Genomic DNA, 26,402 nt, shown 5'->3' with positions numbered 1-26,402 from the left:
CGACCTGGATTTCCCGGTTATTTGAGTGCCCATCTTTATCCCGAATGGCGCGCCAATCTACTGCGATCCGCCAAGCAGCCGGAGAGCTTCCACAAGGTGCTGGTTTTCGTCGGGCGTACCGATGCTGATCCGTAGTTTATCGCGCAATCCCTCCTCATCGAACCATCGCACAAAGATGCCTCGGGCCATGAGAGAGCGATAGACTTTCTCCGCGCTGTGCCATCGCCCGCCGGCGGGAACAGTGGCGAGGAGAAAATTCGCCTGCGACGGCGAGCATGGCAAACCAATCGCGGTCAGGGCCCGATCAAGAGCTCTCCGCTCATGGCGCACCGCCTCCCAACTTCTGGCCGCGGATCGGACATCTTCGAGCGCGGCTGTCCCAACGGCTTGTGCGATGGCGTCGACGTTATAGGAATCCTTCGTCTTCGACAGCATGGGAGCGACAAGTTCATTAGCTCCGAGGCCGTAGGCGAGCCGCAGGCCCGCGAGCGAATAGCCTTTGCTGAGCGTTCGCAGAATTAGCACATTGGGATAGGCGGCGACCATCGTGGATGTCTCATGTCCGATCTCGGGATCGACAAAGTCGACATAGGCTTCGTCGACGAGCAGCACGCCGCGGAAGGTCAGCGCGAGTTTATGGAGTTCGGCTGCCGAGGCAAGCGCGCCTGATGGTGCGTGAGGATTTGTCATGATGGCGAGAGGAGCTCCCGCCGCATTCCATCGTTCGGCGGTGTTATCAGGAACCGACCAATCGTTGCCAAGCGGTACGCTGGCGAGAGGACTGCCATGGATGGTCGCCAGAACGGAATAGAGACCGTAACTCGGCGTCAACAGCCCGAGCGGCTTTCCGGGATCGAGGAATGTCGTCAAGGCCAGCCTGAGCAGCTCATCACCACCGTTGGTCGCTATGACGTTTGCAGGAGCGAGGCGGTGCAGGCGAGCGACGCTCGCGCGGAAATTACCGGCAAGCGGATCCGGATAGCGCTGCAACATGTCGAGTGGAAAGGAGCTCAAGGCGTGCGCAACGGCGGGGCCGGGTGGATAGGGATTTTCGTTCGTGTTCAGCTTAATGGCTGGCGTGTCAGGCTGCTGCCCCGGCGTGTAGCCCTGCATGGCCTTGAGATGGGCGCGTTCGTACGTCATGCGGGAATGGCTGTCGTCCGGAACGAGCGGGTCATATGGGCGTGCCTCGAATTCTGCCACCGTGTCAGACGGCCATCGATAACATGGCCGGTTACTGACTCAGCGCTTCCGCAGCGCATTGATAAGCGGTTAGCGACCATGACTGCACAATTTAACATCGGAGGCAACGTCTCCACCGATAGAGAAATGCCAAGGAATTCCAACGCGGGCTTCCATGAAAGCCGGTATTGGCGCTGCGGCAGGGCGAGCCTATATTGGCCAAGCGGCGAACGGGCGGGTTGGCGGCCATGAATCCCAACGGAATTGCATCCAGCGACGACCTCTGGCAGTCGATCCGGCACGAGGCAGTAGTGGCCGGTGCGATCGATCCGATTTTTGGCAGCTCCTTGTCATCCGCGATCCTTGATCACGCCGATCTTGATAGCGCGGTTGCCTACCAGATCGGCGGGCGGCTTGGAAAAAACAGCACCGAGCGCGGACGGTTTGCGCAGATAGCTCGCGAGGCATTTTTGGCTGCACCCGATCTGGTTGAGGCGGCGAGCCGTGATCTGCGCTGGATTACAGTTCGTGATCCCGCGACCATGGGTTTGCTGCTGCCGCTTCTCAACTTCAAGGGATACATCGCACTGCAAGTCTTTCGTGTGTCGAACTGGCTCTGGAGCAACGGCCGGATCGATCTTGCGTTGTTGCTGCAAAGCCAATCCTCCGACTCGCTTCAGGTGAGCATCCATCCATCCGCAAGAATCGGAACGCCGGTCTTTCTTGATCATGCGACTGAAATCGTCGTGGGCCGTCTTGTGGAGATCGGCGACGAGGTGACGATCCTGCAGCGCGTCACCGTGGGACGGAAAGATGCGCTCGGCGGTCGCGCACCGAGAATCGGCCGCGGCGCGTACCTCTCCGCGGGCGCAACGATCCTGGGCGACATCAGCATCGGCGACTTTGCCAAAATCGGCGCCGGAGCGGTTGTCACGAAGGATGTGCCGGCCGGCTGCACCGCTGTCGGCGTTCCGGCGCGCCTGACCAACTGTCCGGAACAGCGCGTTAGGGTTTGAGGCGTGCTATTGGGTAGCGGCTGGGAGTTTGCCAAGGTGGCTGAGGATATTTCTCGTTTTGAAGCACCGCGGCTCCGTTCGTGCGGGCGATCATCGCCTGCTGATCGATGGGCCACGGCGATGCTCCTGATTTGATAATTCCCGGTTGGGGAAAGCCTTTGCCGCAGAGCGGGCCGCATTTTTGCGCTATTATGTGATTCGGCATCTGGGCGAAGCGGCGATGATGTACGGAAATATCTCTCAAGGCGAGACCGGCAACTGGCCGGCTCCAGTGAAAGACGGGAAGATCATCGCACCTGGGCGCGGGCTTCAGGTAGGTAAAATCTATCGCTTGAAATTTCCGGGATTCGCTGCCCGTGCGATCGAACCTCCTTCCGGCGGCAAGGCCGGGAATTATCCCTTTCTGGTAGAGAGCCTGTTTTTGAGAGGGCGCTGGTACGTCAATGAGCGAGGCGAGCCCGACAACATCAGCTCTCCCGCACTGATCGTCCGCGCGCCCGACCACCGAAGTCTCTCCATCAGAAACGTCCTCGCAGGGCCAGTCTATTTCGTGGCGTTCGTTTTTCACCTGCTCTGCGCCGGCCTTACCGTGTTCGCGGCCAAGATTGCGGGACATCCGCACTAGCCCGGGCGGGGCGGCCAACCCTCACCCCAAATGAACAGCGTCACTGCGACGATGCGGCGATTTCTCGTGTCGCAGCTTTGCTGACCGTCATCGTTTTCAACACGATCTTAAGCATCAGATCGTGTTCGGACGGTTCGGCCTCAAGCAAAACCTCGCGCACCATCGCCTCACATTTGAGCAGATCGACTAAGAATCGGACAAAGCGAATTGGTTGTTCAGAGAGGAGAGCCGCCAACCAAACCTGGCCGATACATAACCATCACATCCCGACTGTAACATCCCGGAATCGTGCAACCGCTTACCAAAAGGCCGAAAGGTTCGCTGGGCTCTATTGCGCAAATATCGACACCCAAAAAGGAGGCGCTTCCATGCATAGCCATAGGATGTTCGAAACTGTCCTGTCGATAACCAGATACTTGCTAGCCGGCGCAAGCGTCCTCGTTGCTGCACTGTTCGCCGGTCCGTCGTTCGCCGACGATGACGCACGACCCGTGAAGGTCATGATCATCAACATGTTCGGCGGCACCCCCTTCCCATTCTCCGAGGCGTCGGCTTTCACCTCCAATCTCGGGTTGACGAAATCGATACAAGTTCGGGGCCTGTCGCCCGACTATCCCAACATTTTGTGCAACTCCGACGATGTGTGCCAGATGGTCGCCGGCGAGGGTCACGCGAACGTGGCCGCATCGACCATGGCCTTGATCCTCAGCGAAAAGTTCGACTTGCGCCGCACCTACTTCCTGATCGCAGGCATTGCCGGGATCGATCCTCACGAGGGGACAACCGGCTCGGCGGCGTGGGCGCGCTATCTCATCGACTACGGCATTTCATGGGAGATCGACGCGCGCGAGATTCCGGGAAGCGCAGCCGATCCGACCTTCCCGGTCTGGCCCTATGGATACGCCGCGATCTTTCCGACCGATACGTCCACGCAGCCCTGGAACTCGCTGCCCAGCATCCCCACCCCGTATCACAGCGAGATGTATCAGTTGAACGAACCGTTGCTGCAGAAGATCCTGTCCTTGACCAGCAAGGTGGATCTCACGGTCAACGACAATCCGACCGCCCAGGCCTATCGAGCCCGCTATGCCGAGGCGAAGGCCAAGGCCCCGCCCAGCGTCATTCAGTGCGACACGATGGCGGGCGACACCTGGTTTCACGGCATCAAGCTTGGCGAGCGCGCCACGGCATGGACCACGCTGTGGACCAACGGCAAAGGGACCTATTGCACCACCCAACAGGAGGATAACGCCACCTACATGGCCCTTACCCGCGGGGCCATCTCCGGGCTGGTGGATCTCGACCGCGTTGCCGTGCTGCGGACCGCATCGAACTTCGACCGTCCCTACCCCGGTGAGTCGGCCTGGCACTCGCTCTGCGGTTGTGGCCCCGAGGGAGGCTCGGGCGGTTTCGTGCCCGCCATAAGCAATCTATGGATAGCTTCGGCGCCGTTCATCAAGGATGTCGTCGTCCACTGGGACCAGTGGAAGCACGGCGTTCCGAAGTAGCGTTTGCCGAGCGAAATTGGGTTTCGCTGCCTACCCTTACAGTTGCCGCCGCCCCGGTTGTTGCAAACGGAAGCTCTATGATCGGCCAAAGAACTTGAAAAAAGTCCCAGAGCAGCCGCGGACGCGCGTGGTATGCTTGGATGAGTTCATCATCGCATGACTGCGTAACTCCAGAATGCCTGGGCGGCGAACAGCATTTCCTTGTGCAGACGGACGTACCTTTCGATCTGCTGCGGCGTGAATTGTGGCCTATTGTCGGCATCGCGCGGCGGCAGCGGCTCACCGAGCGCGTCAGCCATGTCGATGAAATAATAAGCCATATCGCCATACGGACGTTTCACGTCCATGAGCTCGAGGAAACCGTACCATTCCCTAGTATTGAACGATTCTCTTGCATTGAGGTGACGCAGCAACTTCAGATGCTCCTCTGTCACCGCAAATACGAATGTGCGCTCCGCCGGCAACTCAATCGGAGCTTCACCGTAGGAATTGAACTTGAGCTTCCGGTCTGGCGCCTCTTCGAGGTGATAATTGTCGAGCTGGTAGGGTCCCGGTGCAAGCTTTGCTGAAGCGAGAAACGCGCGGACGTCGTCAGAGAGAAGCTCCAGAATCTTGAGCTGCTGCTCATCTTGGGCGAGCCTCGCCACCTCCGGTACTCCTGCCGCCATTGCCCTGAAGAAGCCTTCGTCGCGATGCGTGCCCATCCCGGTGACAAGAACGATGCCGCCCACCTCCGCATGATACCAATAAGGACGCAGATGCTTGCGCATCTCGGCGACCCGGCCAACCGAATCCGGCACCGTCGAAATCAAGCCGCCGGCAGCCGCACGAGACTTGCCGTACGTCGACGCGACCGAAAGCATTGCTAATCCGCAAGCCCTAAGACAAACGCCAAGGCAATTCCGAGCCGAGCCACGTCTTGGTTACCGAGACGCCCGATCTTCTGCCCGATCCGTTCGCGTCTCACGGTGACCGGCTTGTCGGCCATCACCTGCGATTTAAGCCGCAATCCATTTTCGGGCTTTGGCTCGAGGGTGACGCGAAAATCCGGGGCGTCCACCAGTTCGGAAGTCAACTGGCAAAGCACTACAGAGCCATGGCTCTCCGGAAAGGCGTCAGTCTGCACGATGACCGCCGGGCGGGGCTTGCCATAGTCACCGGCCGCGGCAACAATTACCACGTCACCGCGTTGCATCTGCATCAAACTCGGAGACCGACTCGATCCACTCCAGCGCGTCGCGTTCGCGATCAGGGTCGAGACTGGCGACCTGCTTCGCCACCCGTCGTCGCACCGCCCGCGAGCGGGCATCGGCTACCACGAGACGCAGTTCGCGCAATCCCCGTGCGCGCCGCCGCTGCCGCATCATCTTCATCCTTTCGGCTGGCGCGGTCATGGGGCTTCTCCATCTGTAACGCGTGACAGTGTAACGCGTTACCAGCCGGAAGGCAAGGGTCGGGACTTTTCACGCGCATCCTATTAAATCGGTATCGATCAAACCCAAACCCAACAGGAGTTCCCCATGACCGCGAAGGTTCTTCTCACCGGCAAGACCCACAACACCAACGGCCGCAACGGCGCCGCGCGCAGCAGCGACGGCTTTCTGGACATCAAGCTGCCGCAGCCGCACCCGGCGGCGGAAAATCTGTTCGGTGCCGCCTGGTCGGCCTGCTACATGGGCGCGATCGAACTCGCCGCCTCCCAAAAGAAGATCAAGCTCCCGGCCGAATTGTCGGTCGACGCCGAGATCGACCTGAACCTCGCCGACGGCGCCTACTTCCTGGCGGCGCGTCTCAACGTCAGCCTGCCCGGCCTCGACCGCGAGGTCGCGCAAGAGCTGATCCATGCGGCGCACGGGATCTGCCCGTACTCCAAGGCCACGCGCGGCAACATCGCCGTCGAGACCAATCTCGTATGACCTCCGCCGGGGGAAGCCGGCCCGAAGCTCGGGCCGGCCTCCGTCCGACGCCTGCGACCGATCTCGCGGCACGCGTGCGGCAAGTGATTGCAAGATGTAGGCGACCACGAAAGACGCGGCGCGACCCAATCCGTCACCGACGCTGGGCTGTCACCGGCGAGGGGTTCAGCGCGGCCGCCGCGGTGTTGGCGATCTCGGCGTCGGTCTCCTTGCTCAAGCCGGCAACGCCTACTGCGCCGACGACGGCGCCGTTGACGCGGACCGGCATGCCGCCGCGCAGGACCAGGACACCGGCCGTGACAAAGGCCGTTCGTCCCTGATTGATGTTGTCTTCGATCTCCGACGTCGACCGCTGAAGCCGCGCCGCGGTTCGTGCCTTCGCGATGGCAAGGTCCGCGCTCGCCGGGCGGACCCCATCCATCCGCTGGAAGGCAAGCAGGTCGCCAGCGGGATCAACCACGGCGATAGCCGAGGGCGCATTGCGCTGCTGCGCGCTCTCCTTGGCTGCTTGCAGCACGGTCTGGGCTCCGGCTTGATCAAGCGTCGTCACGCTGATGGTCTGTGCCTGGGCTGAGAAGCAGAAGACCATTGCCAATATTGTGATGCCAATTCTCGTCATAGTGAGCTCTTCCTTTTTCTTGAAGTTCGGCGGCGCTGGCGCTGAGGGCTTGCGTCGCCCGTGTTTACGAGGTGCCTTTGGTGCGGACCAGATAATCCACGATCGCTTTGGCGTCGTCGGGGCTGACGGGGGCCTTGTAAGCGGTGATCATCTTGTCGACCACTTCCTGCCACGCCTTCCGCGACAACGAGGGCTGGTTCAACACGTGGTCGGCCGAGTGGCAGGCAAGGCAGTTGTTGTTGATCGCATCCGATCCCGGACCGGGGAACATCGCGTCGCTGGTGGGGACATCCAGCTTCAGCGACTTCAATGCGGCGATCGTCGCGGCCTCGCCGGGATGCCAGAGAACGAGGCCCAGAATGGCCACCATCAGCAGAACTTCACGTTGCATTGCCGGTTCCTCGTCAGGCCGCGACCACATCGGTCGTTTCAATGGTGTTGTAGAGGTAGCCGGCCGGATTCCAGATCCGGAAACCGGGCTGCGCCTCATTTCCGGTGTTGGTGCAGCGGACCATCAGTCGGTGTGCGCCGCGCGCCGGCAGCGTGAATTGCGTCTGCCATTGCCGAAAGCCATATTTTCCCTGGTCGGCGCCGAGCTTCGCCGGCTGCCAGCTCCTGCCGCCATCAATCGACAGATCGACACGCGCGACGCCGCAATCGCCGCCGAACGCGATGCCCCGCGCCAAAGCCGCCGACCCCGCCGGCACGCTGTCGCCGTTGCGGATGTTGGTGATGAACGACCTCGGAGCGTTGCGGGTCACCGGCACCATCTTGAATCCGGTGTCGCCCGGCTTGACGGAATTGTGCGGCGTATCCGGCACACGGTATCCGGTCGCCGTCCAGTAATTGGTGTCGGGCTGGTCGAGCACCTCGATGTCGTTCAGCATCTTGATCCAGTAGACTCCGCACCAGCCGGGAACGACGAGGCGCAGAGGAAACCCGTTCAACAATGGAAGCTGCTCGCCGTTCATGGCGAAAGCGATCATCACCTCGCCGTCGCGCGCGTGATCGACGGTGAGCGACTTGAGAAATTTCGGCGCGCCCGGCATCACCGGCTCGTCCAGGCCGCCGAAGCGGGCTTGAATGGCGCCGGGTTTTACACCGGCCCGGTCAAGCACATCCTTGAGACGCACACCGGTCCAGAGTGCGTTGCTCATCGAACCATCCGCCCATTGCGCGCCGGCAACGCGGGGCTCGGCGTAGATTCGGGAATTGCCGGCACACTGGTTCACCGCCGCGATATCTACTCTCGAAAAACCCTGCAAAACATCATTGAGCGACAGCGATAAGGCTTGGTTGACCTGGCCGCGAACCGCAAGGCGAAAGCTGTCCACATCGATGTCGCCCGGAAAATTCGCCCAGTGCCAACTGACATAATGCTGGTCGTTCGGAGTGAACACGCCCTTGTCGAAGACTTCGAACGGCGTCTCGAGCCATGGCGGGCTTGAACGCTGCAGGATCATTCGGCCCTTTTGCGGATAGGATGTGGTGATGGGCCGCGTACCGGGGCCGCCGGACACGTGCAGATCGACCGTCTCTTGCGCCAGCGCCGGCGAGGACATCAGCGCCAGGCCGGCGATCCCCATTCCATGGATCACGCCCCGTCGCGTTAGCCCCGGTTGGGCGTCGTACTTCTGCATCTGTCTTACCTATCGAGATATTGGCGCTGTTTTTCGAACTCCCGGCTCTTCCGTCGCAACGCGAGCCAGCGCTCCATCGCTGAGGTAGGGAGAAACCGACGCTACGCTGTTCACGGCTGAGTGTTCGGCGACCTATCGCAACTGAACAAACACGTGAACGGCAAAACCACAAACCTTTGTATGGGTCTCCCGCTCCATTTCGGTCTCGGGTGCTTACCTTCGTACAATTGAGCGATCGATCTCAATCGTCCTAGCCTGCAATGGTTCAATTGCAGTGAGAAGCATTCAGAGAGTTGGAGCGAGTTGGATGAAACGCATCATCCTTTGTCTTTTTGGTTGTTGTGTGATCGCTGGTGCGAGTGCCCGCGACCTCGGACAATGGGGAAACTCGGATCCCGCGGTCCGGCAATGGTACCAGGCGCTGATGCAGCCCGATGTCCCGAATGCATCATGTTGCGGCGAGGCCGACGCGTATTGGGCCGATGAGGTCCATGTCAGAAACGGCAAGACCTACGCCACCATAACCGATGATCGAGCCGACGAACCGCTCAAGCGGCCTCACGTCGACATCGGAACGGAAATCGAAATTCCAAACAACAAACTCAAATGGGACAGAGGCAATCCGACCGGACACGGCATCGTATTCCTGGGCCGCTCCGGTTACGTCTTCTGTTACGTTCAGCCTTCGGGAACCTGATCGATCGATGGTCGCGCCCCGCGCTCGGGTGGCTGGCACACGGGTTGTTGATCGGGAAACACGGGGTTCTTCTTCAAGCGCGCTTGGACGAAATCGATTCGTGATTAGTTTAGAATTGGGGCCCGCTGAGTGTACCGGCTTCAGATCAGACCGAACTGAAGCACAAGCGTCGGAACTTTCGCATTCTTTGTAACCGCCCGCCCTGTAACCGCGCGGCACCACGTCGTTCGACGTCAGACCCGGTTGGTCGAGCCGAAAATAATCAGAGAGCCCATGTCGAGAACAGGCTGTTCCAACACCTGGCGCGTCATCTTGTTTGCGTGGGGTCTATCACTGATCTGCGCCCCAACGGAAATCCTGGCTGGAACTGTAACTTCAACCGTCGACCGGGCCGATGAACCATTCGGGCTTGCAACCTCGATCGTGACCACGGGTTCGGTGCTGGAGAAATGGCTTGACGTCAAACACAGAGTTGATGGCGAGCGGGGTGTACTGAGGATCTGCGAAGAAAATTCGGTATCGTGTCCATCGCAGCCGGCGCTTCAATTCCTGGCGATCGTCGACAGCGCACGAGGCCTCGAAGGTCGCGCCCGCCTGGGCGAAATCAACCGCGCCATCAATCTGAAAATAAGACCGATGAGCGACCAGGCCCTTTACGGCGTGGAGGATGTCTGGAGCCCGCCTCTCGCCACCCTCGCCAAAGGCGCCGGAGATTGCGAAGATTACGCGATCGCCAAATTTGTTGCGCTCGAGGAGGTCGGTGTTTCCTCTGACGATCTTCGGATCGTCATCCTGCGGGACGACGCAAGGGAAGAGGACCACGCCGTTGTCGCGGCGCGGCTCGACGGCAATTGGCTCATCCTGGACAGTCGACACTTTGTCATGCCCGAGGACCAGCAGGTGCAGGATTATTACCGCCCGGTGTTTCTGATCGATCGCGATGGCGTCAAACGCTATTCCGGTGGGTTATCCAGATCCGAAGAATCGCGCGGATATGAGCGCTCCGTCGGCCAGATCCCGCACTAGAATTTTTTCAGCACCGAGATCGGAAATTTGTCAGCACTGGGTTGACCGCTCGAGTCCATCCAGTAGCAATCGACCTGATCGCCGCTGACGTTGCTAACGGTCATCACCGGCCCTCCCGAACGCAGCCGAACCAGTTCGCCAGGCTGGAACGAAGCAACAGTCTGGTCGTGTATTGCCGTAACCGAGCGAGCCGGTTCGGAAAAAGCTGGGATTGACAGGGGCACGCTGAGCGCAACGGCGAGCGTTAGCGCTGCTGCATTGGGCGTCCATTTCGTGAATGCCTTCATGCTAAACTCCATTCTCTCGGGCTGCAATTCACGTTCCCGTCGCCTCAGGTCGGATCGTGCGCTTAAAAAGGGCGGCCGATCCGGCCGCCTTTTTTAAGCCTCCTTAGCGGTGCGATACCGACGTGTGATGCGGTACATGACGCGGCATCATCGCGTTCCCATTCCGCCAGTTCTGGTAATTGCCATCGGTGTAGGGATTGCCCGGTCCGAGGTTCTGGCAGTTTGCGTCCGGATAGTACTGCGCGCAACGGCCGGGGTTTGAGACAACCGGCTGCGCCAGAGCGGGAGTTGCAACGGCCATCGCGGCAATCGCGGCAGCGCCAATCAGTGTGAATTTCATCTTGGTCTCCTTACTAACAATGTAACGGCTAGATGGGGACGCGGCGTCGGCGCTGCCGCTAAATTGTGTTTTAGAAAAATTCACGTTCGAACCTGAGTAAGCCGCGTCCCGCCTCAATTCGACGTGAGTTCGTTAAACCCCAATTTAATCGCTCTCGGCTCGGTCTGCGCCTAGCTTCACGGTGTTCGCTTTGCAAACCCGATCAGGGACGCCATGAGTTCTGCTGCTGCAATCCATATCGTCAGCCCAGATGAATTCGATCGCGCAACGGCGCAGACGCCGGGCTCCGAACGCCGCGCGGCAATCGCCTCGACGCTAGGTATCGCTTCGGCGATCTGGGGCGGCCTGTTCGAGGTAGAACCGGAAGCGCGGACAGGAATTCACCATCACGGAGAACAGGAGACGATCGCCTACGTCCTTTCCGGCGTCAGCGAAATACGCTGGGGTGCGAAGGGAGAACATACGGCGCGCGCGAAGGCCGGCGATTTCATTCATGTTCCCGCCTTCCTGCCGCATATGGAAATAAACCCTTCGAAACTGGAGCCGTTTCTATGGGTTGTCGTACGGAGCACGGCGACGCCCGTCGTCGTGAATCTTCCGGACGACATTTGGCCGTAAGCCGGATGTCGTCCTCCGGTCGGCAGGAAGACAGCTGGCCGTAAGCCAGACGTCTTCCTGCGGTCCCCTCACTCGCTGTCGCGAACATGGAACAGTCATGGACGAACACGAATCCGCCAGAGAGCGCAACGCAACCGAGATTACCCGCCGCACGGTGATCGAGACCGGCACTACCGCGCTGCTCCTGACCACGCTCCCCCGTGCCGCGCTTGCCGCCGGTCCGGTCGATGACGGAGCGCCGCCCTCTGTTGTGCAGGTCGACCTTCGGATCAATGGCCGCTCTCATTCACTGACGCTGGATCCGCGCACGACCTTGCTGGACGCGCTGCGTGAGCATCTGGCGCTTACGGGCTCGAAGAAAGGCTGCGATCACGGCCAGTGCGGCGCCTGCACCGTGCTGATCGAAGGCCGCCGCATCAATTCGTGCCTGACGCTGGCGGTGATGCATGACGGGCAATCCGTCACGACGATCGAGGGGCTGGCCGAGGGTGAGAAGTTGCATCCGTTGCAGGCGGCCTTTGTTGAACATGATGGATTTCAGTGCGGCTACTGCACCTCGGGCCAGATTTGTTCCGCGGTCGGAATGCTGGCCGAGAGCCGCAGCGGCATGCCGAGCTACGTCACGGCCGATCTGGCGCAGCCGCAGCCGGAGCTGACCGAGGCGGAAATCCGCGAACGGATGAGCGGCAACATCTGCCGTTGCGCGGCCTATCCGAACATCGTGGCCGCCATCAAACAGGCCGCGGAGATGCCGACATGAAGGCCTTCACTTATCAACGCGCCGATTCGGCAACGCGGGCTGCCGCCGCTGCCGTGAAGCCTGGCGCAAAAATCATAGCAGGCGGCACCAACCTGCTCGACCTCATGAAGTTGCAGGTCGAGACGCCGTCGACGCTGGTCGACATCAATTCGCTGCCGCTCGACAAAATCGAGGAGACGCCGGATGGCGGCCTGCGCGTCGGCGCGCTGGTCCGAAACAGCGACCTCGCGGCCGATTCTCGCGTGCGACAGCGCTATGGCGTCCTGAGCCGCGCCCTGCTGGCGGGCGCCAGCGCGCAACTGCGCAACAAGGCCACCACCGGCGGCAACCTGCTGCAGCGAACGCGCTGTTACTATTTTTATGATGTGACAAAACCGTGCAACAAGCGCAGTCCGGGTTCGGGCTGCGCCGCGCTCGCCGGCCTTAACCGCATTCACGCCATCCTCGGCGCCAGCGATCAATGCATCGCCACCCATCCCTCCGACATGGCGGTGGCAATGCGGGCGCTCGACGCGCGGGTAGAGACGATCAATCGCGAAGGCGAGGCCCGTGTGATTCCGATCGCCGATTTGCATCGTTTGCCCGGCAAGACACCGGAGATCGAGACCTCGCTCAAATCCGGAGAAATCATCACGGCGGTCGCGCTGCCTCCGCCGCCGCCGGGCGTGCAGGTCTATCGCAAGGTCCGTGACCGCGCCTCCTACGCCTTTGCGCTGGTTTCGGTTGCCGCCATCGTCGACACCGCGCGCGGACGAATTCGCTCAGCCCGGCTCGCGTTCGGCGGCCTCGCCCCCAAGCCATGGCGTGCCGCGCAGGCCGAGGAAAAATTCGCCAATGTCGCCGCCGATCCCACCAGCTTCAATGCCGCCGCCAATGCGGTTCTCGACGGCGCCCGCGGATTCGGCGGCAACGATTTCAAGATTCCATTGACCCGGCGAACCCTGCACGGCGTGCTGGCGGAAATTACCCGGACCTGAGGGAGCCGATCCATGGAAATGAACTCACCTGTCGGCTCGAACGCGCTTGATACGGAAGGCGTCGTCGGCAAGCCGCTCGATCGCGTCGACGGGCCGCTGAAAGTCACCGGCGGCGCGCGCTATGCCTACGAGGTGCAACAGCAAAACGCGCTCTACGGCTTCGTGGTCGAAGCCTCGATCGGAAAGGGAACGATCAGATCGCTCGATACGCGCGCTGCGGAAAACACGCCGGGCGTGGTTCTCGTGCTCACCCATCGTAACGCCCCCACACAAGGTACCGGCAATCACCGGGAGGCTCATCCGGTGCTGACGGGACCGCAAGTGACATATTACGGCCAGCCGGTTGCATTCGTCGTCGCCGAAAGTTTTGAGCAGGCCAGAGCCGCCGCTTATCTGGTGGACGTGAAATACGACCGGTCGAGCGGAAAATACGCGCTTCGCCAAAACCTCGATCAGGCGCGCGTACCACACCCGGACGATGCGCCGGCCGCCGACAGCGCGGTCGGAGATTTCGCGGGCGCGTTCGCCGGCGCTCCCGTCCAGGTCGACGTGACCTACACCACGCCGCTGCAGAGCCACGCCATGATGGAACCCCACGCCACATTGGCGATGTGGGACGGCGACAGGCTGATCCTCCACACCGCCAACCAGATGCTCAATCAGGGACAGAAGGTCATCGCAACAACCCTGAAAATTCCGGTTGAGAATATCCGCCTGATCAGTCCCTTCATCGGCGGCGGTTTCGGCGGCAAGCTCTGGGTCAATGCCGACGCCATACTGGCGGCGATCGCGTCGCGCCAGCTCAAGCAGCCGGTGAAAACCGCTCTGACACGGCAGCAGATCTTTCATGTCACGACGCACCGTTCGGATACCATCCAGCGCGTTCGCCTGGGGACCGATCGGGACGGTCGGATGCTCGCGATCGGCCATGATGTGTTCTCGGGCAACTTGCCCAGCGAGCAAACCTACGAGGGCGCGGCGCTGCAGACCCGCACGCTTTACGCGGGAGCGAACCGCCTGACGCGACATCGTCTGGCGCCGCTGGATATTCCGGTCGCATCGTCGATGCGCGCGCCCGGTGAATCCGTCGGGCTGATGGCGCTTGAATGCGCGATGGACGAACTGGCCGAAAAGCTCAACCTCGACCCGATCGAACTGCGCCTCCGCAACGAGCCAAGCGAGGATCCGGAACAGCATATCCCCTATTCCAGCCGGCACCTGGTCGCCTGCATGCAGGAAGGCGCGCGCCTTTTCGGTTGGGACAAGCGCAATGCGAAGCCGGGACAAGTTCGCGACGGGCGATGGCTGGTCGGAATGGGCATGGCGGCGGCGACGCGGGGCAACCCGCTTCGGCCCTCGAGCGCCAGTGTCCGATTGAATCCCGATGGTACCGCGACGGTGCAAATGGCGATGACCGACATCGGCACCGGGACCTATACCATCCTGGCGCAGATCACGGCCGAGATGCTCGGTCTGCCGACCGATCGCGTCCGGGTCGAACTCGGTGACACCAACTTTCCGGAAGCCGCCGGTTCGGGCGGCTCGTGGGGAGCCGGCAGTTCCGGCTCGGCCCTGTTCGAGGCGTGTGAGAGCCTACGTGAGAAGCTCGCCCAGCAGGCCGGCATGGACGTAAAGACCGCACGCTTTGCCGACGGCCGCATCGCGTCGGGCGAACGTTCGATAAAGCTGACGGATCTTGTCGACACCGGCATCGAGGCCGACGGCGAAATCGGGCCCGGCCGCAACAACAAGGAATTCTCGCAGCAATCCTACGGTGCGCATTTCGCCGAAGTCGGCGTCGATGCCGACACCGGCGAACTGCGGTTGCGGCGTATGCTGGGCGTATTCACCGCCGGCCGCGTCCTCAATGCCAAGACGGCCCGCTCGCAGGCGATCGGCGGAATGGTATTCGGCGTCGGCGCCGCGCTGCACGAAGCGATGACGCTCGATCCCCGCTTCGGCTACTTCGTCAATCGGGACCTCGCCGAATATCTCGTGCCGGTGCACGCCGATATTCCGGCCATCGACGCCATTTTCCTTCCCGAGCTCGATCAGCAATCCAACCCGCTGAAGAGCAAAGGTATCGGCGAGCTCGGGATCTGCGGCGCCGGCGCATCGCTCGCCAACGCGATCTACAACGCCTGCGGTGCGCGGGTCCGTGATTTTCCGGTCACCCTGGACAAGCTGCTTTCATCCCTGCCGATACAAACCTGATACGGCCGGTGACGTGTTGCAACGAGGCGGCCTCGCTGCCCGTTGCGCCCTGCCCTATTGGGCGCAGAGCTGAGGTGAACGCGCTAAACACAAGCCTTCGTATGGTTCACCGAGCGCCGATGGGTGTCGAACAGCGCTCCAAAAATAAAATCGAATTTAGCAGACCAATGTTCGAAGGCGACGCAATATTCAATCACCAACGTGACGTTGCTCGCGCGCATGGGGGCGCCGAGGTCAATCTGTATCCAATGGACGCGCTAGAGGCGCAGGATCGTTATGAGGATTGAAGCATGCAGCACATCAGAATAACAGACACGGCTCTCGTCGGCGACGCCGATCCACTATCAACGGCCAAGCCTCGCGGACGAGCCATTCTTCCGGCGCTGGTGCCGTTTCCTATCGCCTGCTTCGCGGGCGCGCTGGTCACCGATCTCATGTATTGGCGCACGGACGACGTGATGTGGGAAAGGTTCTCGATCTGGCTGATTACCATCGGCCTGATCCTGGCAGGCGTCGCGGTCATCGCTGGCCTGATCGACGTAGCTCTCGGGAAGCGGTTTCGTAGGCTGGCCTGGCCTCACGTGGTTGGCTATGTGCTCGCGCTGGCGGTCTCACTGGTGAATGCCTTCGTTCATAGCCGCGACGCTTATACCGCCGTGGTCCCGACCGGACTGACGCTTTCCGCGCTCGTCGTGATCATACTGTTGGTTACGGGCTGGGCAGGTTCAGCCCTGGTTCATCGCCATCGCAAAGGAGTGGCCCTATGATGCGCGCCTTCGACTTTACACGTTCACTGAAGCGGCCGCGCCCGGCCGTCCTCCTTGCCGCGGTGTCCCTGCTGGCGCTCACCGGCTGCGACGATAATGGCGGTGATCCGACGCGCCAGATCGGGGCCAATCCACCGCTGCCCGCGCTGCAGCAGTATTTGATGCCGCCGATCCGGATCGCGAAAGCCGTCGGATGGAGTAAAGACGAAACGCCGACGGTGCCGCAGGGATTGGAGGTCCATGCATTGGCCACCGGTCTTGAACATCCGCGGCAGCTCTACGTCCTCCCCAATGGCGACGTGCTGGTGGTGGAGAGCAACGGTCCGAAGGCGCCGGTATTCCGGCCGAAGGATTTCATCACCGGGTGGGTGCAGTCGTTCGCGGGCGCCAAGGCGCCAAGCGCCAACCGCATCACGCTGCTGCGCGACACCAATGGCGACGGCATTCCCGAGGTGCGAACCGTTTTCCTCGACCACCTCAATTCACCCTTTGGCGTCGCCCTGGTTGGCAACGATCTTTACGTCGCCAACACCGATGCGATCGTCCGCTATCCCTATCAGGAAGGACAAACCAGCATCACCGCCCCCGGCACCAAACTCACCGACCTTCCCGGCGGCCCGATCGATCATCACTGGACCAAAGCTTTGTTGGCCAGCCCGGATGGCTCCAAGCTCTATGTCGGTGTCGGCTCAAACAGCAACATCACCGAAAACGGAATCGGAGCGGAATACGAACGCGCCGCGATCTGGGAAGTCGACCGCGCGTCAGGCGCGCATCGCATCTTCGCGAGCGGGACGCGCAATCCTACCGGCCTTGCGTGGGAGCCCGAGACCCACAAGCTGTGGGCCATCGTCAACGAACGCGATGAGATCGGGCCTGATCTGGTGCCGGACTATCTGACCTCGGTACAGGACGGAGGCTTCTATGGCTGGCCCTATAGCTATTTTGGCCAGCATCTGGACCCGCGTGTGCAGCCGCAGCGGCCTGATCTCGTGGCCAAGGCGATTGTGCCGGACTACGCGCTCTCCTCCCACGTGGCACCGTTGGGGGTCGCCATGTACAACGGCACTGAGCTTCCCGCGAACTACCGCGGCGGTGCGTTCGTCGCCGAACACGGAAGCTGGGATCGAACTCCTCTGAACGGTTACAAGGTGGTGTTCGTACCATTCAGCCATGGAAAGCCGAGCGACCTGGCGCAGGACGTCGTCACCGGCTTCCTCGATGCCAATAGTCACGCGCGCGGAAGACCGGTTGGTCTGGCAATCGATCGGAGCGGCGGATTGCTGATCGCCGACGACGTTGGAAACACGGTTTGGCGGGTGTCGTCGGCTCGCCCCGGCTCGGCACCGAAGCCGGCTACTTAGGACAACGCCACGCAAAAAGCCCCGACACTGTCAAGTGAAACTCGTCATGCCCGGGCTTGTCCCGGGCATCCACGTCTTAGGGCGGCAAAGCAAGAAAGACGTGGATGGCTGGGACAAGCCCGGCCATGACGTGGTCAGATAGGGATCGGCGATTAGCGACCGGCCGGCGCCGAGATCACGTGGCCCTCGCTGTAGTCGGACAAGATCTGTTGTTCGACAGACGGCCAGGCAAGCGAGTCGTTGGCGTTGCGGAACTGCTGGCTCGCAGTCGCTCGTGCGCGCTCCATTTTGTGAGTATGGCGCTCAGCTGCGGCGGCCCATTGGACCGTCGATGCGATAATCATCGACGCGCCGAGTATGGTTAGAACTGTATTTTGCATTGTAGTCTCCGTTAAATCTCAATCTTCCGTGTTCAGACACGGACGCGCTGGCGCGAGACCTCGCGCAGATGCGGCCTGTCTCCAATGAGATAGGTTGTCGCCGACTAAGCGAGGTAACTATCGCGTCACTTCCGGTTAGCAATTTTGTTATTTCAGCTTGGCGTTTAGAGCTGTGACAAGGCCCTCACCGGCAACCGCCACCGTCAGCGGCCGCCTACAAAATTCGGTGGGGGTGCGTAAACACTTCGAAGCCATCCGCGCGCGCAACGGCGACAAGCGTGATGCCTGCGGCATCGGCCATACGGACGGCGAGCGCGGTCGGCGCCGAAACCGACACCATGACCGGCGCACCGATCGCGGCGCTCTTTTGCACCATCTCAACCGACACCCGGCTGGTTAGAAGGATGATGCCCTCGCTCGCCGCGGCCGACGAGCGGGCTAGCGCGCCCGCGAGCTTGTCAAGAGCGTTGTGACGGCCAACGTCCTCGCGCAGGGCAACGATGCCGCGGGTCGCATCCCAAAATGCCGCGGCATGAACCGCGCGGGTCTCTATGTTGAGCTTTTGACGCGAAGGGAGATCGCGCATGGCGGCCATGATCTCTTCCGAGGAGAAATGCCGGCCGTGTCCGACAATGGCCGCAGGACGCATGGCTTCTGCGATCGACTCGATGCCGCACAATCCGCACCCTGTCGGCCCCGCGATATGTCGCCGCCGCTCCTGCAGGCGATCGGCTTTTGGCCCGCCGAGCCACATCCGCAGTTCAACACCGTCACCGAGACGCACGAGATCTAGCGATTCGATATCGGCAACAGAGTTGACGACGCCTTCGCTGAGGCTGAAGCCAACCGCAAAATCTCTGAGATCCCGAGGTGTTGCCATCATGACCGCATAGGTCCCGCCATTATACGTAAGCGCCACCGCGGTCTCCTGCGGAATCGAACGATTGCCCAAGCTCGGACCGTTTGCCCGCCAACTCTGGCGATCCACAACCAAGGCCGCATCCATCATCCATGCTCCGACGCATCCCCAGTTACTAGACATCGCGGCCTGACCAGGCGTTCTCAACTAAAAACGAATTTAGCTTTCGGAGAACAGGCATCGTCCTGCCCGATCGCAGCCGCAATGCGGGCAATCCTAAAGCGCTATTTATTGGTGCGAAATAGGCCCGCGACTTAGATCCGTTGCAGCGCCAGCTTTGCCCAAGGTTATCAGACGTCTTGCTTCCTCGGGAATAAAGCGGTCGCTGGTTCGGTCTCCTCATCGGAGCATTGAACAAAACTCAGCGCGGAACAGGACGAGATAACTCCGTCGTCGGCCGTACCGGCTGATGAAGCGGGTCTGGAGAATGAGACATGAACACCAGTTACAAATTGATAACGCTTTGCGTTACATTCACCTTAATCGGCAGCGCCTGCGCGTTCGCAAGGCCAACGCCGTATTTCCAAAATGACTATCGCTGGCACGAGAAAAGCACGGTCGAGAGGCATGTTCCGACGGCAAGAGCGTCAGGCAGGACGGGCTACGCCCGCAGCCCGGATAAGGATGGCTGGCCGGCCAACATGCTCCTGAATTGATGCAACCTGCTGGCAGCGCTGGTCCTACCCCGATCACCAAGAAGCGAGGCGCGCAACCTAAATCACTATTTAATGGTGCAAATGGCCCCGCCAGCCCAAATCATCTTCCAAGCAGCCACGCCTATCTCTCTCGAGGCGACATCATCCGGCTGTCAACTGGGCGGCGCGCGCCGTGCCTTATGCCCCCTGAATGAAGCGGGCGCGCGCCGTCCGCTCTTTTTGAGAGGCTCACTCACGGCGGTTCGGGTTCGTTGAACTCGAATTTAGTGGAGACCGCCGAGAAACGTCTCCATCTCCAGATCATCGCGACGCTGACGTTGTGTCCTTGCTCGGCGCCGGCGTCTGACAGAGCCATGTGGCGGCAAGCGCCGCCTGTTCCCAAAAGGAGAATACGATGAAACTACGAGTGATGATGGTTTTGGCGAGTGCGGTGCTTGCCGGCAGCCTTCTCGCCAATGCTGCGCAAGCGCGCGGCGGCGGCGGCGGCGGTGGCGGTGGCCATGGTGGCGGCGGCGGCGGCCACATGGGCGGCTTCGGTGGCGGCCATATGGGTGGCTTCGGTGGCGCTCACATGGGTGGCTTCGGCGGGGCCCACATCGGTGGCCTCGGTGGCGCCCGTATCGGTGGTCTGGGCGGCGCACATATCGGCCGTCTCGGCGAAGGTCATGTCGGCGGCTTCAGGGTCGGTCACATGAACGGTATTCGTCGCGATCATTTCGCCCGCCGCGGCTTTTACGATTACGGCCTTGATTGCCCCTATTACCCATACGATGCGGCAACCTTGCCGTACACCTGCGCCTACTGAATGTCGTCCGGAAGCGGCCGCCGCGCGGCTTCCGCTTCCCTGCATGCACAGCGCTCGACTGGCGAGCGAATGTGCGCTCGCCAGAGCAAGTCACGCAACCTTGATGCCGCTGCATGCGGCATCAAGGCCACCTGCCTAAATTCTGATCGCCCGATTAGATTCGAATTTAGGGTCCTAAACCCCAATTTAATGGCTCCCCGGTGCGCTCCCCTTATCATTGACTGGTCAGCTCGAATTTCAAGCCGCAAGGCTTTCAATTTCCCGGACGGAGAGACCAATGAGCATTGAGGGACAATTTCGAAGCCCTACTTCTGGAACCCGGCGCGAACTCGCGTTCGTCAAAGTCAGGATCGGCGACGGTTATCTCAACGACATTCGCCGTTTCGAGATGCTCGAAAAGAGCCAAGAGTACAGCTTGGCCAAACGTTGGCGCGAGCACGGCGACCGTGACGCCGGGCACCAGCTTGTGACCAGCCATCTCCGTCTCGCCGCCAAGATCGCCATGGGCTACCGCGGCTATGGCCTGCCGATCTCGGAGATCATCTCCGAGGGCAATGTCGGTCTGATGCAGGCATTGAACCGCTTTGAGCCGGAAAAAGGCTTTCGCTTTGCCACTTATGCGATGTGGTGGATCAAGGCTTCGATCCAGGATTACATTCTGCGTTCGTGGTCACTGGTGAAGATCGGCACCACCGCCAGCCAGCGGAAGCTGTTTTTCAAGCTGCGCTCGGCGAAACGCAAGATCTCGGCCCTCGAAAGCGGCGGCGACCTGCGCCCCGATCAGGTCACCTCAATCGCGAACAGCCTCAATGTACCCGAGCGAGAGGTCATCGACATGAACCGCCGCCTCGCCGGCGATACATCGCTGAATGCGCCGATCCACGAGGATGGCGACGCCGAAGAATGGCAAACCTACCTCATCGATCAGTCTCCCTCGCCCGAAGCTATCGTCGCCGAACAGGACGAGAAAGAGCATCGGCATGAGGCGCTCCTAAGCGCCATCGATGTACTGAGCGGCCGCGAACGTCGCATCTTCGAGGCGCGCCATTTGACCGACGCACCGTTGACGCTGGAAGAGCTTGCATTGGAATTCAACGTCTCCCGTGAACGCATCCGGCAGATCGAGACGCGCGCGTTCGAGAAGGTGCGAAAGGCCACCAAGAAGCTCGTCGCAGAGGTGGAGACGCAGCGGCGCGGGCCCAGCCGCCCGGAATTGCGCAACGCTCGCAGAGCCGAGGTCTGCGCCGCCTAAGCGACGCGCTCGACCTCCGGCCGCAAGACTCGTCATGGCCGGGCATAGCCGTCCTTCGGACGGCTATGCCCGGCCATGACGAAAAAGAAAGTCAACCTCGAAGAGTCCGAAAACTTCTGGCTGCGTGTCCGGTCAGGCTCTAACATCCGGGGATCGATGCCCGGCGCGTGCCCAAATGCATTCCGCGTTTAGCCTCTGGAAGCGCGAAGCAGAACCGGTATCGACTTGTAGGAAGGCGTCCCGGACTTGACGTCGTGATGATCGAGCGCAACCAGGACATTCGCCTCGGGATAATAGGCCGCGACGGAGCCCTGGGCGATATGGAACGCGACCGCGGTCAGTTTCCGCATGACACGCTCGCCCGGCTTCGATCCAGGCACGACGGCAATATCGACGAGGTCGCCATGCTTCAGCCCGCGGCTTGCGAGATCGCGTTCGTTGACGAACACGACGTCGCGCCGCCCCGTGATTCCGCGATAGCGGTCGTTCAGGCCGTAGATCGTCGTGTTGTACTGATCGTGGCTCCTGATTGTCGCAAGGGTGAGGACATCGCGATCGGCCACCCGCGGATCTTCATCTATTCTAGGACAGACCAGAAAATTGGCCTTCTTGGTCGGCGTCAGCCACTCGCGCTCCGACGCAGCGACATACAGCCGAAACCCACCCGGCTTCTGGATGCGGGCATTGAACTCGGCGAATTCCGGAAACACCGCTTCGATGCAATCGCGGATCTTTCCGTAATCGCCAACCAACTCCGCCCATCCGACCCGCGTGTTCGGCAATGTGGCCAGAGCCATCGCTGCGATAATTGCCGGTTCTGATTTGAGGTGCTCGGAGGCGGGTTTCAGGCCGCCCCGTGAGGCGTGAACCATCGACATCGAATCTTCCACGGTGATCGACTGGGGGCCGGTCGCCTGAGTATCAATCTCCGTACGTCCCAAACAGGGAAGGATGAAGGACTGTTTTGCCAACAGCAAATGCGTGCGATTGAGCTTGGTGGCGATATGCACCGCGAGATCGAGGTTCCGCATCGCCTTGAAGGTGACTTCCTGATCGGCCATCGCAACGGCCAAATTGCCGCCGAGGCAGACCAGCGCCTTCGAGCGTCCATCCCGGATCGCCTCGATGGCTTCGATCGCGTTGTGGCCCTTGCGGCGCGGCGGCTCGAACCCGAAGACGCGGGCCAAACCGTCGAGAAGGGCGTCATTCGGAACCTCGGTAATACCGACCGTGCGGTCGCCCTGCACATTGGAGTGGCCGCGCAGTGGAGAAATGCCGGCGCCCTGGCGCCCGATATTGCCGCGGAGCATCAGCAGATTGGCGATCTGCTGCACATTCCCCGTGCCGTGACGATGCTGGGTGATCCCCATGCCGTAACTGATGATGACCCGCTCCGCCTTGGCGTAGATATTGCCGGCGAACTCAATATCCGATCGCGACAGTCCCGAGGCCTTCTCGATGGCGTCCCAAGAGGTGGCATGAAGGTCTGCCAGCAGGTCTTTGAATCCCGTCGTGTGACGTGCGATGAACTCACGGTCGAGAACGCCCGGGCCGCCCTCAGAAAGGCTTTTTGCATCGAGTGCCACCAGCGTCTTCATCATTCCCTTCAACACGGCGATATCGCCACCGACCTTCACCAGGTAGTAGGTCGATGCGATCGGCGTCGAGCTCAGCGTCAACATCTCAACGGGGTGCTGCGGGGAAGTGAACCGCTCGAGACCGCGCTCGCGCAGCGGGTTGAAGACGACGATCGGCGCGCCTCGCTTCGAGACCTCGCGCAACGTTGTCAGCATGCGCGGATGATTGGTGCCGGGATTATGGCCGATGCAAAACACGGCGTCGCAATGGTCGAAATCCTCGAGCGTCACGGTTCCCTTGCCGACGCCGATCGACTCCGGCAGGCCGACGCTGGTCGCCTCATGGCACATATTCGAGCAATCCGGAAAATTGTTGGTTCCGAATTCACGCGCAAACAGCTGATAGAGAAAAGCAGCCTCGTTGGATGCCCGGCCGGAGGTGTAAAACTCCGCCATATCGGGATTCGGCAACGCCCGCAGCGCGGTACCGATTCGTTTCAGCGCCTCGTCCCATGAAATCGGCAGGTATCGATCCGTGGTCTGGTCATAGGCCATCGGATGCGTCAGACGGCCCTCGTTCTCCAGGTCGAAATCCGGCCATGTCAAAAGTTCGCTGACGGGATGCGCCGCAAAGAATTCCGGTGTCGTCCGCTTGGCCGTGGCCTCCCATGAGACCGCTTTGGCTCCGTTCTCGCAGAACTCGAACGACGAGGTATGTTTTGGATCGGGCCAGGCGCAGCCCGGGCAATCGAATCCGTGCGGCTGATTCATGGTAAGCAGACCACGCGTCTCCTTGACGATGGCCTTCTGGCCGCGAACGGCGTCCGCAACAGCCTTCAGGGCGCCCCACCCCGCCGCAGCTCCTTCATAGTCGCTGACGCCTGCGAGATCATCTTTGCTCATGGGGCTTTCCTTAGCGGGGCAATATCTCGCCGAGAGATGCTTGCCGACTGTTTGGATATTTCCGGCGCTGGTGGTCGATAGACATCGGGGCCGGCCGTGAGCCGCTCAACTAAAATTACTTTTAGAGTGAAGCGACCGCTCGCCGGCCGATCAATGTCTCAAAGCGAGTTCCGGTACAGCGGCACACAATTGGATTTGGTCGGCACGATCCGCGTCAGGACAATAAATGCGTATTTAATTGAACGGGTGCGCCAAGCTAGCCACCTTCTGGCGAAGAGAAACTGAATTAGCCGCGGCATAAAGGTCAGCACTTTTCTTCGAAACTCGGGAGCAACTTCATGCGTGCCGTTCTTCTCGCGACACCGATCCTCGCGAGCATTCTGATTTCAACTAGCCTGGTTGTTCGAGCCGAGCCACTCGCTGGATCAGCAACCCCGGCGCCTGCCGGAGCGCCGGCCGTTCACGTGCAGCCGCGCGCCGACGATTTCCAGCCGCGCTCTCCAGCGAGCGAGGCGGAGCAACGGAGGCTTTCTGAGTTCGACGCGGAACAACAGAAACTGGATGATGCGCTGGACAAGAAATTGAACATCTGCCGCTGCTGATGTTTTCAGGACTTCATGCACCGTTACCCAGGATTGACCGATGTCCGATAGCTTCACAGCAAGCAAACCCGTCGCAATGATCGACGTAGGTGCCTGTCGCGGCGGCTCGGCCGGAAAACCGAGAACGCCAACAAGACTTCTGCTGATTGCAGCGGTGCTCCCAGCGCTCTTCGTCGGCAACCCCGCCATGGCGCAGGTTGACGTACCATTTGACGGGACCGTCACCCCGACGCCGACGATGGGCGCGACCTCGCCCCTTGGCATCTCCGCGGGTTCGACAAGTTCGCCGACCGGAATCCCGCTGGGCAGCACCGAAATCACATCACCCGGCGTCAGTCCTTTACCGACCGGCGTAACCGGCACAATTACAATTCCAACCATTACCAGTTCCACCGCATGTACGACGGTGGCGACCTCGCCCTCGGAAATGTTCGGATCGACCGCGAGCTTCGACGGCGGCGGAATGGCAGTCGGAACCGCGGCGCCCGCCACCGCGGCAGGTTCAGGCACCACGGCGACGCCAACCACCACCACGACCTCGGGGGCAACAACGTTGCCTCCAATAACGGTGACGCCGGAAATGCCGGTAACCTCGGGATCCCCGGGGATTCTGGACACATCGGGAATGTCGGGAATGTGCGGCTCCGGCTCAGGCAGTATCGCTGCATCGTCCAGTCCGACGTCAACGTTGCCCACCACGCCGGGCGGCGGCGCTCGAACCGGAATTCCGTTCGGATCTTTCGAGATCGGCAATCTAGGCGTCGGTTCAACGCCGCCCGTACCGGTGCCAAACGTATTACCCATTACAGGCACTGTAGGGCCGAGTGCTTCGCTGCCCGTGATACCCACGCTTTCAACGGCGACTTCGTCCACGACCACATCCACCAATCCGGCGTGCACGAACCCCGGCTCCAGCCTGGGCGTCCGAAACTTCGCCGGCGCGGGCAACGCCGGGGTTACCGGCACGTCGATCCCGGCGCGGCTCCAGAGGGATTCCATCCTTTGTCAACGGCCATGATCGGAGAGTCCTTTATGCGACCATTGTTTATCTTCGCGACCGTCGGGTCCTTGCTGAGCTGCAGCCCCGCATTCGCCCAGGTCGGCACCGTCATGCCTCCACTCGGCATCACCTCTTCGCTTGGTACGGTGCCCGGTGCACCGGTCGGCCCGAATGGCCTGCAGGTGGGCGCAGCGCCCACGGTCACGCCGGTACCGAACGGCATCACCGGCACGATTAGCGTTCCAAGCACGAGCAGCGGCGCGGGGGCATGTTCGACCTTGGCGACTTCGCCAATGGGAACGTTCGGATCGCCCTCGACCTATGACGGCGGCGGATTGGCGATGGCAACCGGAACAGCGACGCCTGCCACCGGAGCAAATTCGGGCAGCATGGCGACGTCGGGAACATCAACCTCGTCGGGAATATCGACGTCGACGGCAATCTCCGCGACATCGGGAGAAGCGACATCCTCAGGAATGGTGGAAACGTCGGGGCTGACGGGAATGTGCGGCTCCGGTTCGAGCAGCCTTGCTGCGTCGTCGAACCCAACGTCAACCTCATCCACCATGACGAGCGGCGCCGCTCGAGTTGGAGTTCCGTTGGATTCTACCGGGATCGGCAATCTCGGGGTTAGCGCCGCACAAGTGGTACCAACGCCAAGCGTATTGCCCGTTACAGGCAGCGTGGGGTCGCGTTCGTCGGTACCAACAATCCCCACGATTTCACCGACGGGAACCACCACCATCCCGTGA

31 protein-coding genes are annotated in these 26,402 nt (G+C 61.1%); 15 read left to right on the top strand and 16 right to left on the bottom strand.

Annotated features, from left to right (window positions below):
* Positions 1 to 57: 57 nt before the first annotated feature.
* Positions 58 to 1,143, bottom strand: a complete 1,086-nt coding sequence (locus tag B5526_RS33950) for a pyridoxal phosphate-dependent aminotransferase (RefSeq protein WP_079544024.1) — start codon at positions 1,141 to 1,143, stop codon at positions 58 to 60.
* Positions 1,144 to 1,430: 287 nt separating this feature from the next.
* Here B5526_RS33950 and B5526_RS33945 point away from each other — a divergent pair, with 287 nt between their 5' ends.
* Both B5526_RS33945 and B5526_RS33940 read left to right on the top strand, forming a co-directional pair.
* A complete protein-coding gene (locus B5526_RS33945) occupies positions 1,431 to 2,198 on the top strand; it encodes a serine O-acetyltransferase (protein ID WP_079545833.1) in 768 nt (255 codons plus the stop codon).
* 145 nt (positions 2,199 to 2,343) lie between these two features.
* Positions 2,344 to 2,823 (top strand): hypothetical protein, encoded by a 480-nt coding sequence (locus B5526_RS33940; protein ID WP_079544023.1) that lies wholly within the window; start codon positions 2,344 to 2,346, stop codon positions 2,821 to 2,823.
* Between the two features lie 40 nt (positions 2,824 to 2,863).
* On the opposite strand, the gene B5526_RS38210 is transcribed toward B5526_RS33940, so the two are convergent.
* Positions 2,864 to 3,058, bottom strand: coding sequence for a hypothetical protein (locus tag B5526_RS38210; RefSeq protein ID WP_154071594.1), 195 nt, complete (start codon positions 3,056 to 3,058; stop codon positions 2,864 to 2,866).
* Between the two features lie 265 nt (positions 3,059 to 3,323).
* Here B5526_RS38210 and B5526_RS33935 point away from each other — a divergent pair, with 265 nt between their 5' ends.
* Entirely contained in the window at positions 3,324 to 4,331 is a 1,008-nt protein-coding gene (locus B5526_RS33935; protein WP_197688394.1) for a purine-nucleoside phosphorylase, read from the top strand.
* A gap of 149 nt (positions 4,332 to 4,480) precedes the next feature.
* Here the strand turns inward: B5526_RS33935 and B5526_RS33930 are convergent, their stop codons facing one another.
* The 3 genes from B5526_RS33930 to B5526_RS33920 are packed head-to-tail and all read right to left on the bottom strand — an operon-like array spanning position 4,481 to position 5,725.
* Complete coding sequence (locus B5526_RS33930; protein WP_079544021.1) at positions 4,481 to 5,194, bottom strand: hypothetical protein; 714 nt, start codon at positions 5,192 to 5,194, stop codon at positions 4,481 to 4,483.
* A gap of 2 nt (positions 5,195 to 5,196) precedes the next feature.
* Complete coding sequence (locus tag B5526_RS33925; protein WP_079545827.1) at positions 5,197 to 5,526, bottom strand: type II toxin-antitoxin system PemK/MazF family toxin; 330 nt, start codon at positions 5,524 to 5,526, stop codon at positions 5,197 to 5,199.
* On the bottom strand, positions 5,513 to 5,725 hold the full coding sequence (locus B5526_RS33920; protein ID WP_244562135.1) for an antitoxin MazE-like protein: 213 nt from the start codon (positions 5,723 to 5,725) through the stop codon (positions 5,513 to 5,515). Before B5526_RS33920 ends, B5526_RS33925 begins: the two co-directional genes overlap by 14 nt.
* Positions 5,726 to 5,851: 126 nt before the next feature.
* On the opposite strand from B5526_RS33920, the gene B5526_RS33915 reads away from it, so the two are divergent.
* The gene (locus B5526_RS33915; protein ID WP_079544020.1) at positions 5,852 to 6,247 is read left to right on the top strand and encodes an Ohr family peroxiredoxin; all 396 of its coding nucleotides are present in this window, start codon (positions 5,852 to 5,854) and stop codon (positions 6,245 to 6,247) included.
* Between the two features lie 133 nt (positions 6,248 to 6,380).
* Here the strand turns inward: B5526_RS33915 and B5526_RS33910 are convergent, their stop codons facing one another.
* The 3 genes from B5526_RS33910 to B5526_RS33900 all read right to left on the bottom strand — a co-directional run bounded on the left by B5526_RS33910 (position 6,381) and on the right by B5526_RS33900 (position 8,506).
* A complete protein-coding gene (locus tag B5526_RS33910) occupies positions 6,381 to 6,866 on the bottom strand; it encodes a GlcG/HbpS family heme-binding protein (RefSeq protein ID WP_197688393.1) in 486 nt (161 codons plus the stop codon).
* A gap of 64 nt (positions 6,867 to 6,930) precedes the next feature.
* Positions 6,931 to 7,257 (bottom strand): sulfite:cytochrome C oxidoreductase subunit b precursor, encoded by a 327-nt coding sequence (locus tag B5526_RS33905; RefSeq protein WP_079545825.1) that lies wholly within the window; start codon positions 7,255 to 7,257, stop codon positions 6,931 to 6,933.
* Between the two features lie 13 nt (positions 7,258 to 7,270).
* Positions 7,271 to 8,506, bottom strand: a complete 1,236-nt coding sequence (locus tag B5526_RS33900) for a molybdopterin-dependent oxidoreductase (RefSeq protein ID WP_079544018.1) — start codon at positions 8,504 to 8,506, stop codon at positions 7,271 to 7,273.
* 307 nt (positions 8,507 to 8,813) lie between these two features.
* On the opposite strand from B5526_RS33900, the gene B5526_RS33895 reads away from it, so the two are divergent.
* Positions 8,814 to 9,203 (top strand): hypothetical protein, encoded by a 390-nt coding sequence (locus tag B5526_RS33895; RefSeq protein WP_079544017.1) that lies wholly within the window; start codon positions 8,814 to 8,816, stop codon positions 9,201 to 9,203.
* A 243-nt stretch (positions 9,204 to 9,446) separates the two neighbouring features.
* Positions 9,447 to 10,229 carry a transglutaminase-like cysteine peptidase gene (locus B5526_RS33890; RefSeq protein ID WP_244562134.1) on the top strand — a complete coding sequence of 261 codons (783 nt, stop codon included), beginning with the start codon at positions 9,447 to 9,449 and terminating at the stop codon, positions 10,227 to 10,229.
* Here B5526_RS33890 and B5526_RS33885 read toward each other — a convergent pair.
* Positions 10,226 to 10,516 (bottom strand): DUF2158 domain-containing protein, encoded by a 291-nt coding sequence (locus B5526_RS33885; protein ID WP_172842167.1) that lies wholly within the window; start codon positions 10,514 to 10,516, stop codon positions 10,226 to 10,228. The genes B5526_RS33890 and B5526_RS33885 overlap by 4 nt on opposite strands.
* A 103-nt stretch (positions 10,517 to 10,619) precedes the next feature.
* On the bottom strand, positions 10,620 to 10,856 hold the full coding sequence (locus tag B5526_RS33880; protein ID WP_079544014.1) for a hypothetical protein: 237 nt from the start codon (positions 10,854 to 10,856) through the stop codon (positions 10,620 to 10,622).
* Positions 10,857 to 11,069: 213 nt separating this feature from the next.
* On the opposite strand from B5526_RS33880, the gene B5526_RS33875 reads away from it, so the two are divergent.
* From B5526_RS33875 to B5526_RS33850, 7 genes are all read left to right on the top strand, one after another.
* A complete protein-coding gene (locus tag B5526_RS33875; RefSeq protein ID WP_079544013.1) occupies positions 11,070 to 11,474 on the top strand; it encodes a cupin domain-containing protein in 405 nt (134 codons plus the stop codon).
* Positions 11,475 to 11,571: 97 nt separating this feature from the next.
* Positions 11,572 to 12,234, top strand: a complete 663-nt coding sequence (locus B5526_RS33870) for a 2Fe-2S iron-sulfur cluster-binding protein (RefSeq protein WP_079544012.1) — start codon at positions 11,572 to 11,574, stop codon at positions 12,232 to 12,234.
* Positions 12,231 to 13,211, top strand: a complete 981-nt coding sequence (locus tag B5526_RS33865) for an FAD binding domain-containing protein (RefSeq protein ID WP_079544011.1) — start codon at positions 12,231 to 12,233, stop codon at positions 13,209 to 13,211. Before B5526_RS33870 ends, B5526_RS33865 begins: the two co-directional genes overlap by 4 nt.
* A gap of 12 nt (positions 13,212 to 13,223) precedes the next feature.
* On the top strand, positions 13,224 to 15,425 hold the full coding sequence (locus B5526_RS33860; RefSeq protein WP_079544010.1) for a xanthine dehydrogenase family protein molybdopterin-binding subunit: 2,202 nt from the start codon (positions 13,224 to 13,226) through the stop codon (positions 15,423 to 15,425).
* Positions 15,426 to 15,544: 119 nt separating this feature from the next.
* Positions 15,545 to 15,712, top strand: a complete 168-nt coding sequence (locus B5526_RS38205) for a hypothetical protein (protein WP_154071592.1) — start codon at positions 15,545 to 15,547, stop codon at positions 15,710 to 15,712.
* A gap of 3 nt (positions 15,713 to 15,715) precedes the next feature.
* Complete coding sequence (locus B5526_RS33855; protein ID WP_079544009.1) at positions 15,716 to 16,192, top strand: DUF2231 domain-containing protein; 477 nt, start codon at positions 15,716 to 15,718, stop codon at positions 16,190 to 16,192.
* Positions 16,192 to 17,556, top strand: a complete 1,365-nt coding sequence (locus B5526_RS33850; protein WP_079545822.1) for a PQQ-dependent sugar dehydrogenase — start codon at positions 16,192 to 16,194, stop codon at positions 17,554 to 17,556. The genes B5526_RS33855 and B5526_RS33850 overlap by 1 nt, the downstream gene beginning before the upstream one ends.
* 152 nt (positions 17,557 to 17,708) lie before the next feature.
* Here B5526_RS33850 and B5526_RS33845 read toward each other — a convergent pair whose 3' ends face one another.
* Positions 17,709 to 17,936: a hypothetical protein gene (locus B5526_RS33845; protein ID WP_079544008.1), complete on the bottom strand. Its 228-nt coding sequence runs from the start codon at positions 17,934 to 17,936 to the stop codon at positions 17,709 to 17,711.
* Between the two features lie 214 nt (positions 17,937 to 18,150).
* Positions 18,151 to 18,945, bottom strand: a complete 795-nt coding sequence (fdhD, locus tag B5526_RS33840; protein ID WP_079544007.1) for a formate dehydrogenase accessory sulfurtransferase FdhD — start codon at positions 18,943 to 18,945, stop codon at positions 18,151 to 18,153.
* 344 nt (positions 18,946 to 19,289) lie between these two features.
* Between fdhD and B5526_RS38200 the strand changes: the two genes are divergently transcribed.
* Positions 19,290 to 19,511 (top strand): hypothetical protein, encoded by a 222-nt coding sequence (locus B5526_RS38200; RefSeq protein WP_154071591.1) that lies wholly within the window; start codon positions 19,290 to 19,292, stop codon positions 19,509 to 19,511.
* Between the two features lie 400 nt (positions 19,512 to 19,911).
* Here B5526_RS38200 and B5526_RS38195 read toward each other — a convergent pair whose 3' ends face one another.
* Complete coding sequence (locus B5526_RS38195) at positions 19,912 to 20,226, bottom strand: hypothetical protein (RefSeq protein WP_154071590.1); 315 nt, start codon at positions 20,224 to 20,226, stop codon at positions 19,912 to 19,914.
* A gap of 367 nt (positions 20,227 to 20,593) precedes the next feature.
* On the opposite strand from B5526_RS38195, the gene rpoH reads away from it, so the two are divergent.
* Positions 20,594 to 21,568 carry an RNA polymerase sigma factor RpoH gene (rpoH, locus tag B5526_RS33825; protein ID WP_079544004.1) on the top strand — a complete coding sequence of 325 codons (975 nt, stop codon included), beginning with the start codon at positions 20,594 to 20,596 and terminating at the stop codon, positions 21,566 to 21,568.
* Positions 21,569 to 21,756: 188 nt separating this feature from the next.
* On the opposite strand, the gene B5526_RS33820 is transcribed toward rpoH, so the two are convergent.
* The 3 genes from B5526_RS33820 to B5526_RS38190 form a co-directional block, all read right to left on the bottom strand.
* Complete coding sequence (locus tag B5526_RS33820; RefSeq protein ID WP_079544003.1) at positions 21,757 to 24,048, bottom strand: FdhF/YdeP family oxidoreductase; 2,292 nt, start codon at positions 24,046 to 24,048, stop codon at positions 21,757 to 21,759.
* Positions 24,049 to 24,473: 425 nt separating this feature from the next.
* Positions 24,474 to 25,649, bottom strand: coding sequence for a hypothetical protein (locus B5526_RS33815; protein WP_079544002.1), 1,176 nt, complete (start codon positions 25,647 to 25,649; stop codon positions 24,474 to 24,476).
* Positions 25,650 to 25,969: 320 nt separating this feature from the next.
* Complete coding sequence (locus B5526_RS38190) at positions 25,970 to 26,395, bottom strand: hypothetical protein (protein ID WP_154071589.1); 426 nt, start codon at positions 26,393 to 26,395, stop codon at positions 25,970 to 25,972.
* Positions 26,396 to 26,402 lie beyond the last annotated feature (7 nt).

The organism is Bradyrhizobium lablabi, from assembly GCF_900141755.1.
GTDB classification, from domain to species: domain Bacteria; phylum Pseudomonadota; class Alphaproteobacteria; order Rhizobiales; family Xanthobacteraceae; genus Bradyrhizobium; species Bradyrhizobium lablabi_A.
The sequence above is the reverse complement of the archived record's forward strand: the minus strand, read 5'-3'. Positions and strand labels throughout refer to the sequence as shown.

Coding starts and splice junctions, on each gene's coding strand:
- B5526_RS33950 (WP_079544024.1), bottom strand. CDS start 1,143: ATGACGTACGAACGCGCCCATCTCAAGGCCATGCAGGGCTACACGCCG.
- B5526_RS33945 (WP_079545833.1), top strand. CDS start 1,431: ATGAATCCCAACGGAATTGCATCCAGCGACGACCTCTGGCAGTCGATC.
- B5526_RS33935 (WP_197688394.1), top strand. CDS start 3,324: ATGATCATCAACATGTTCGGCGGCACCCCCTTCCCATTCTCCGAGGCG.
- B5526_RS33930 (WP_079544021.1), bottom strand. CDS start 5,194: ATGCTTTCGGTCGCGTCGACGTACGGCAAGTCTCGTGCGGCTGCCGGC.
- B5526_RS33925 (WP_079545827.1), bottom strand. CDS start 5,526: ATGCAACGCGGTGACGTGGTAATTGTTGCCGCGGCCGGTGACTATGGC.
- B5526_RS33920 (WP_244562135.1), bottom strand. CDS start 5,725: ATGACCGCGCCAGCCGAAAGGATGAAGATGATGCGGCAGCGGCGGCGC.
- B5526_RS33915 (WP_079544020.1), top strand. CDS start 5,852: ATGACCGCGAAGGTTCTTCTCACCGGCAAGACCCACAACACCAACGGC.
- B5526_RS33910 (WP_197688393.1), bottom strand. CDS start 6,866: ATGACGAGAATTGGCATCACAATATTGGCAATGGTCTTCTGCTTCTCA.
- B5526_RS33905 (WP_079545825.1), bottom strand. CDS start 7,257: ATGCAACGTGAAGTTCTGCTGATGGTGGCCATTCTGGGCCTCGTTCTC.
- B5526_RS33900 (WP_079544018.1), bottom strand. CDS start 8,506: ATGCAGAAGTACGACGCCCAACCGGGGCTAACGCGACGGGGCGTGATC.
- B5526_RS33895 (WP_079544017.1), top strand. CDS start 8,814: ATGAAACGCATCATCCTTTGTCTTTTTGGTTGTTGTGTGATCGCTGGT.
- B5526_RS33885 (WP_172842167.1), bottom strand. CDS start 10,516: ATGAAGGCATTCACGAAATGGACGCCCAATGCAGCAGCGCTAACGCTC.
- B5526_RS33880 (WP_079544014.1), bottom strand. CDS start 10,856: ATGAAATTCACACTGATTGGCGCTGCCGCGATTGCCGCGATGGCCGTT.
- B5526_RS33875 (WP_079544013.1), top strand. CDS start 11,070: ATGAGTTCTGCTGCTGCAATCCATATCGTCAGCCCAGATGAATTCGAT.
- B5526_RS33870 (WP_079544012.1), top strand. CDS start 11,572: ATGGACGAACACGAATCCGCCAGAGAGCGCAACGCAACCGAGATTACC.
- B5526_RS33865 (WP_079544011.1), top strand. CDS start 12,231: ATGAAGGCCTTCACTTATCAACGCGCCGATTCGGCAACGCGGGCTGCC.
- B5526_RS33860 (WP_079544010.1), top strand. CDS start 13,224: ATGGAAATGAACTCACCTGTCGGCTCGAACGCGCTTGATACGGAAGGC.
- B5526_RS38205 (WP_154071592.1), top strand. CDS start 15,545: ATGGGTGTCGAACAGCGCTCCAAAAATAAAATCGAATTTAGCAGACCA.
- B5526_RS33855 (WP_079544009.1), top strand. CDS start 15,716: ATGCAGCACATCAGAATAACAGACACGGCTCTCGTCGGCGACGCCGAT.
- B5526_RS33850 (WP_079545822.1), top strand. CDS start 16,192: ATGCGCGCCTTCGACTTTACACGTTCACTGAAGCGGCCGCGCCCGGCC.
- B5526_RS33845 (WP_079544008.1), bottom strand. CDS start 17,936: ATGCAAAATACAGTTCTAACCATACTCGGCGCGTCGATGATTATCGCA.
- fdhD (WP_079544007.1), bottom strand. CDS start 18,945: ATGATGGATGCGGCCTTGGTTGTGGATCGCCAGAGTTGGCGGGCAAAC.
- B5526_RS38200 (WP_154071591.1), top strand. CDS start 19,290: ATGAACACCAGTTACAAATTGATAACGCTTTGCGTTACATTCACCTTA.
- B5526_RS38195 (WP_154071590.1), bottom strand. CDS start 20,226: ATGATCGCGACGAATACCGTTCATGTGACCGACCCTGAAGCCGCCGAC.
- rpoH (WP_079544004.1), top strand. CDS start 20,594: ATGAGCATTGAGGGACAATTTCGAAGCCCTACTTCTGGAACCCGGCGC.
- B5526_RS33820 (WP_079544003.1), bottom strand. CDS start 24,048: ATGAGCAAAGATGATCTCGCAGGCGTCAGCGACTATGAAGGAGCTGCG.
- B5526_RS33815 (WP_079544002.1), bottom strand. CDS start 25,649: ATGGAATCCCTCTGGAGCCGCGCCGGGATCGACGTGCCGGTAACCCCG.
- B5526_RS38190 (WP_154071589.1), bottom strand. CDS start 26,395: ATGGTGGTGGTTCCCGTCGGTGAAATCGTGGGGATTGTTGGTACCGAC.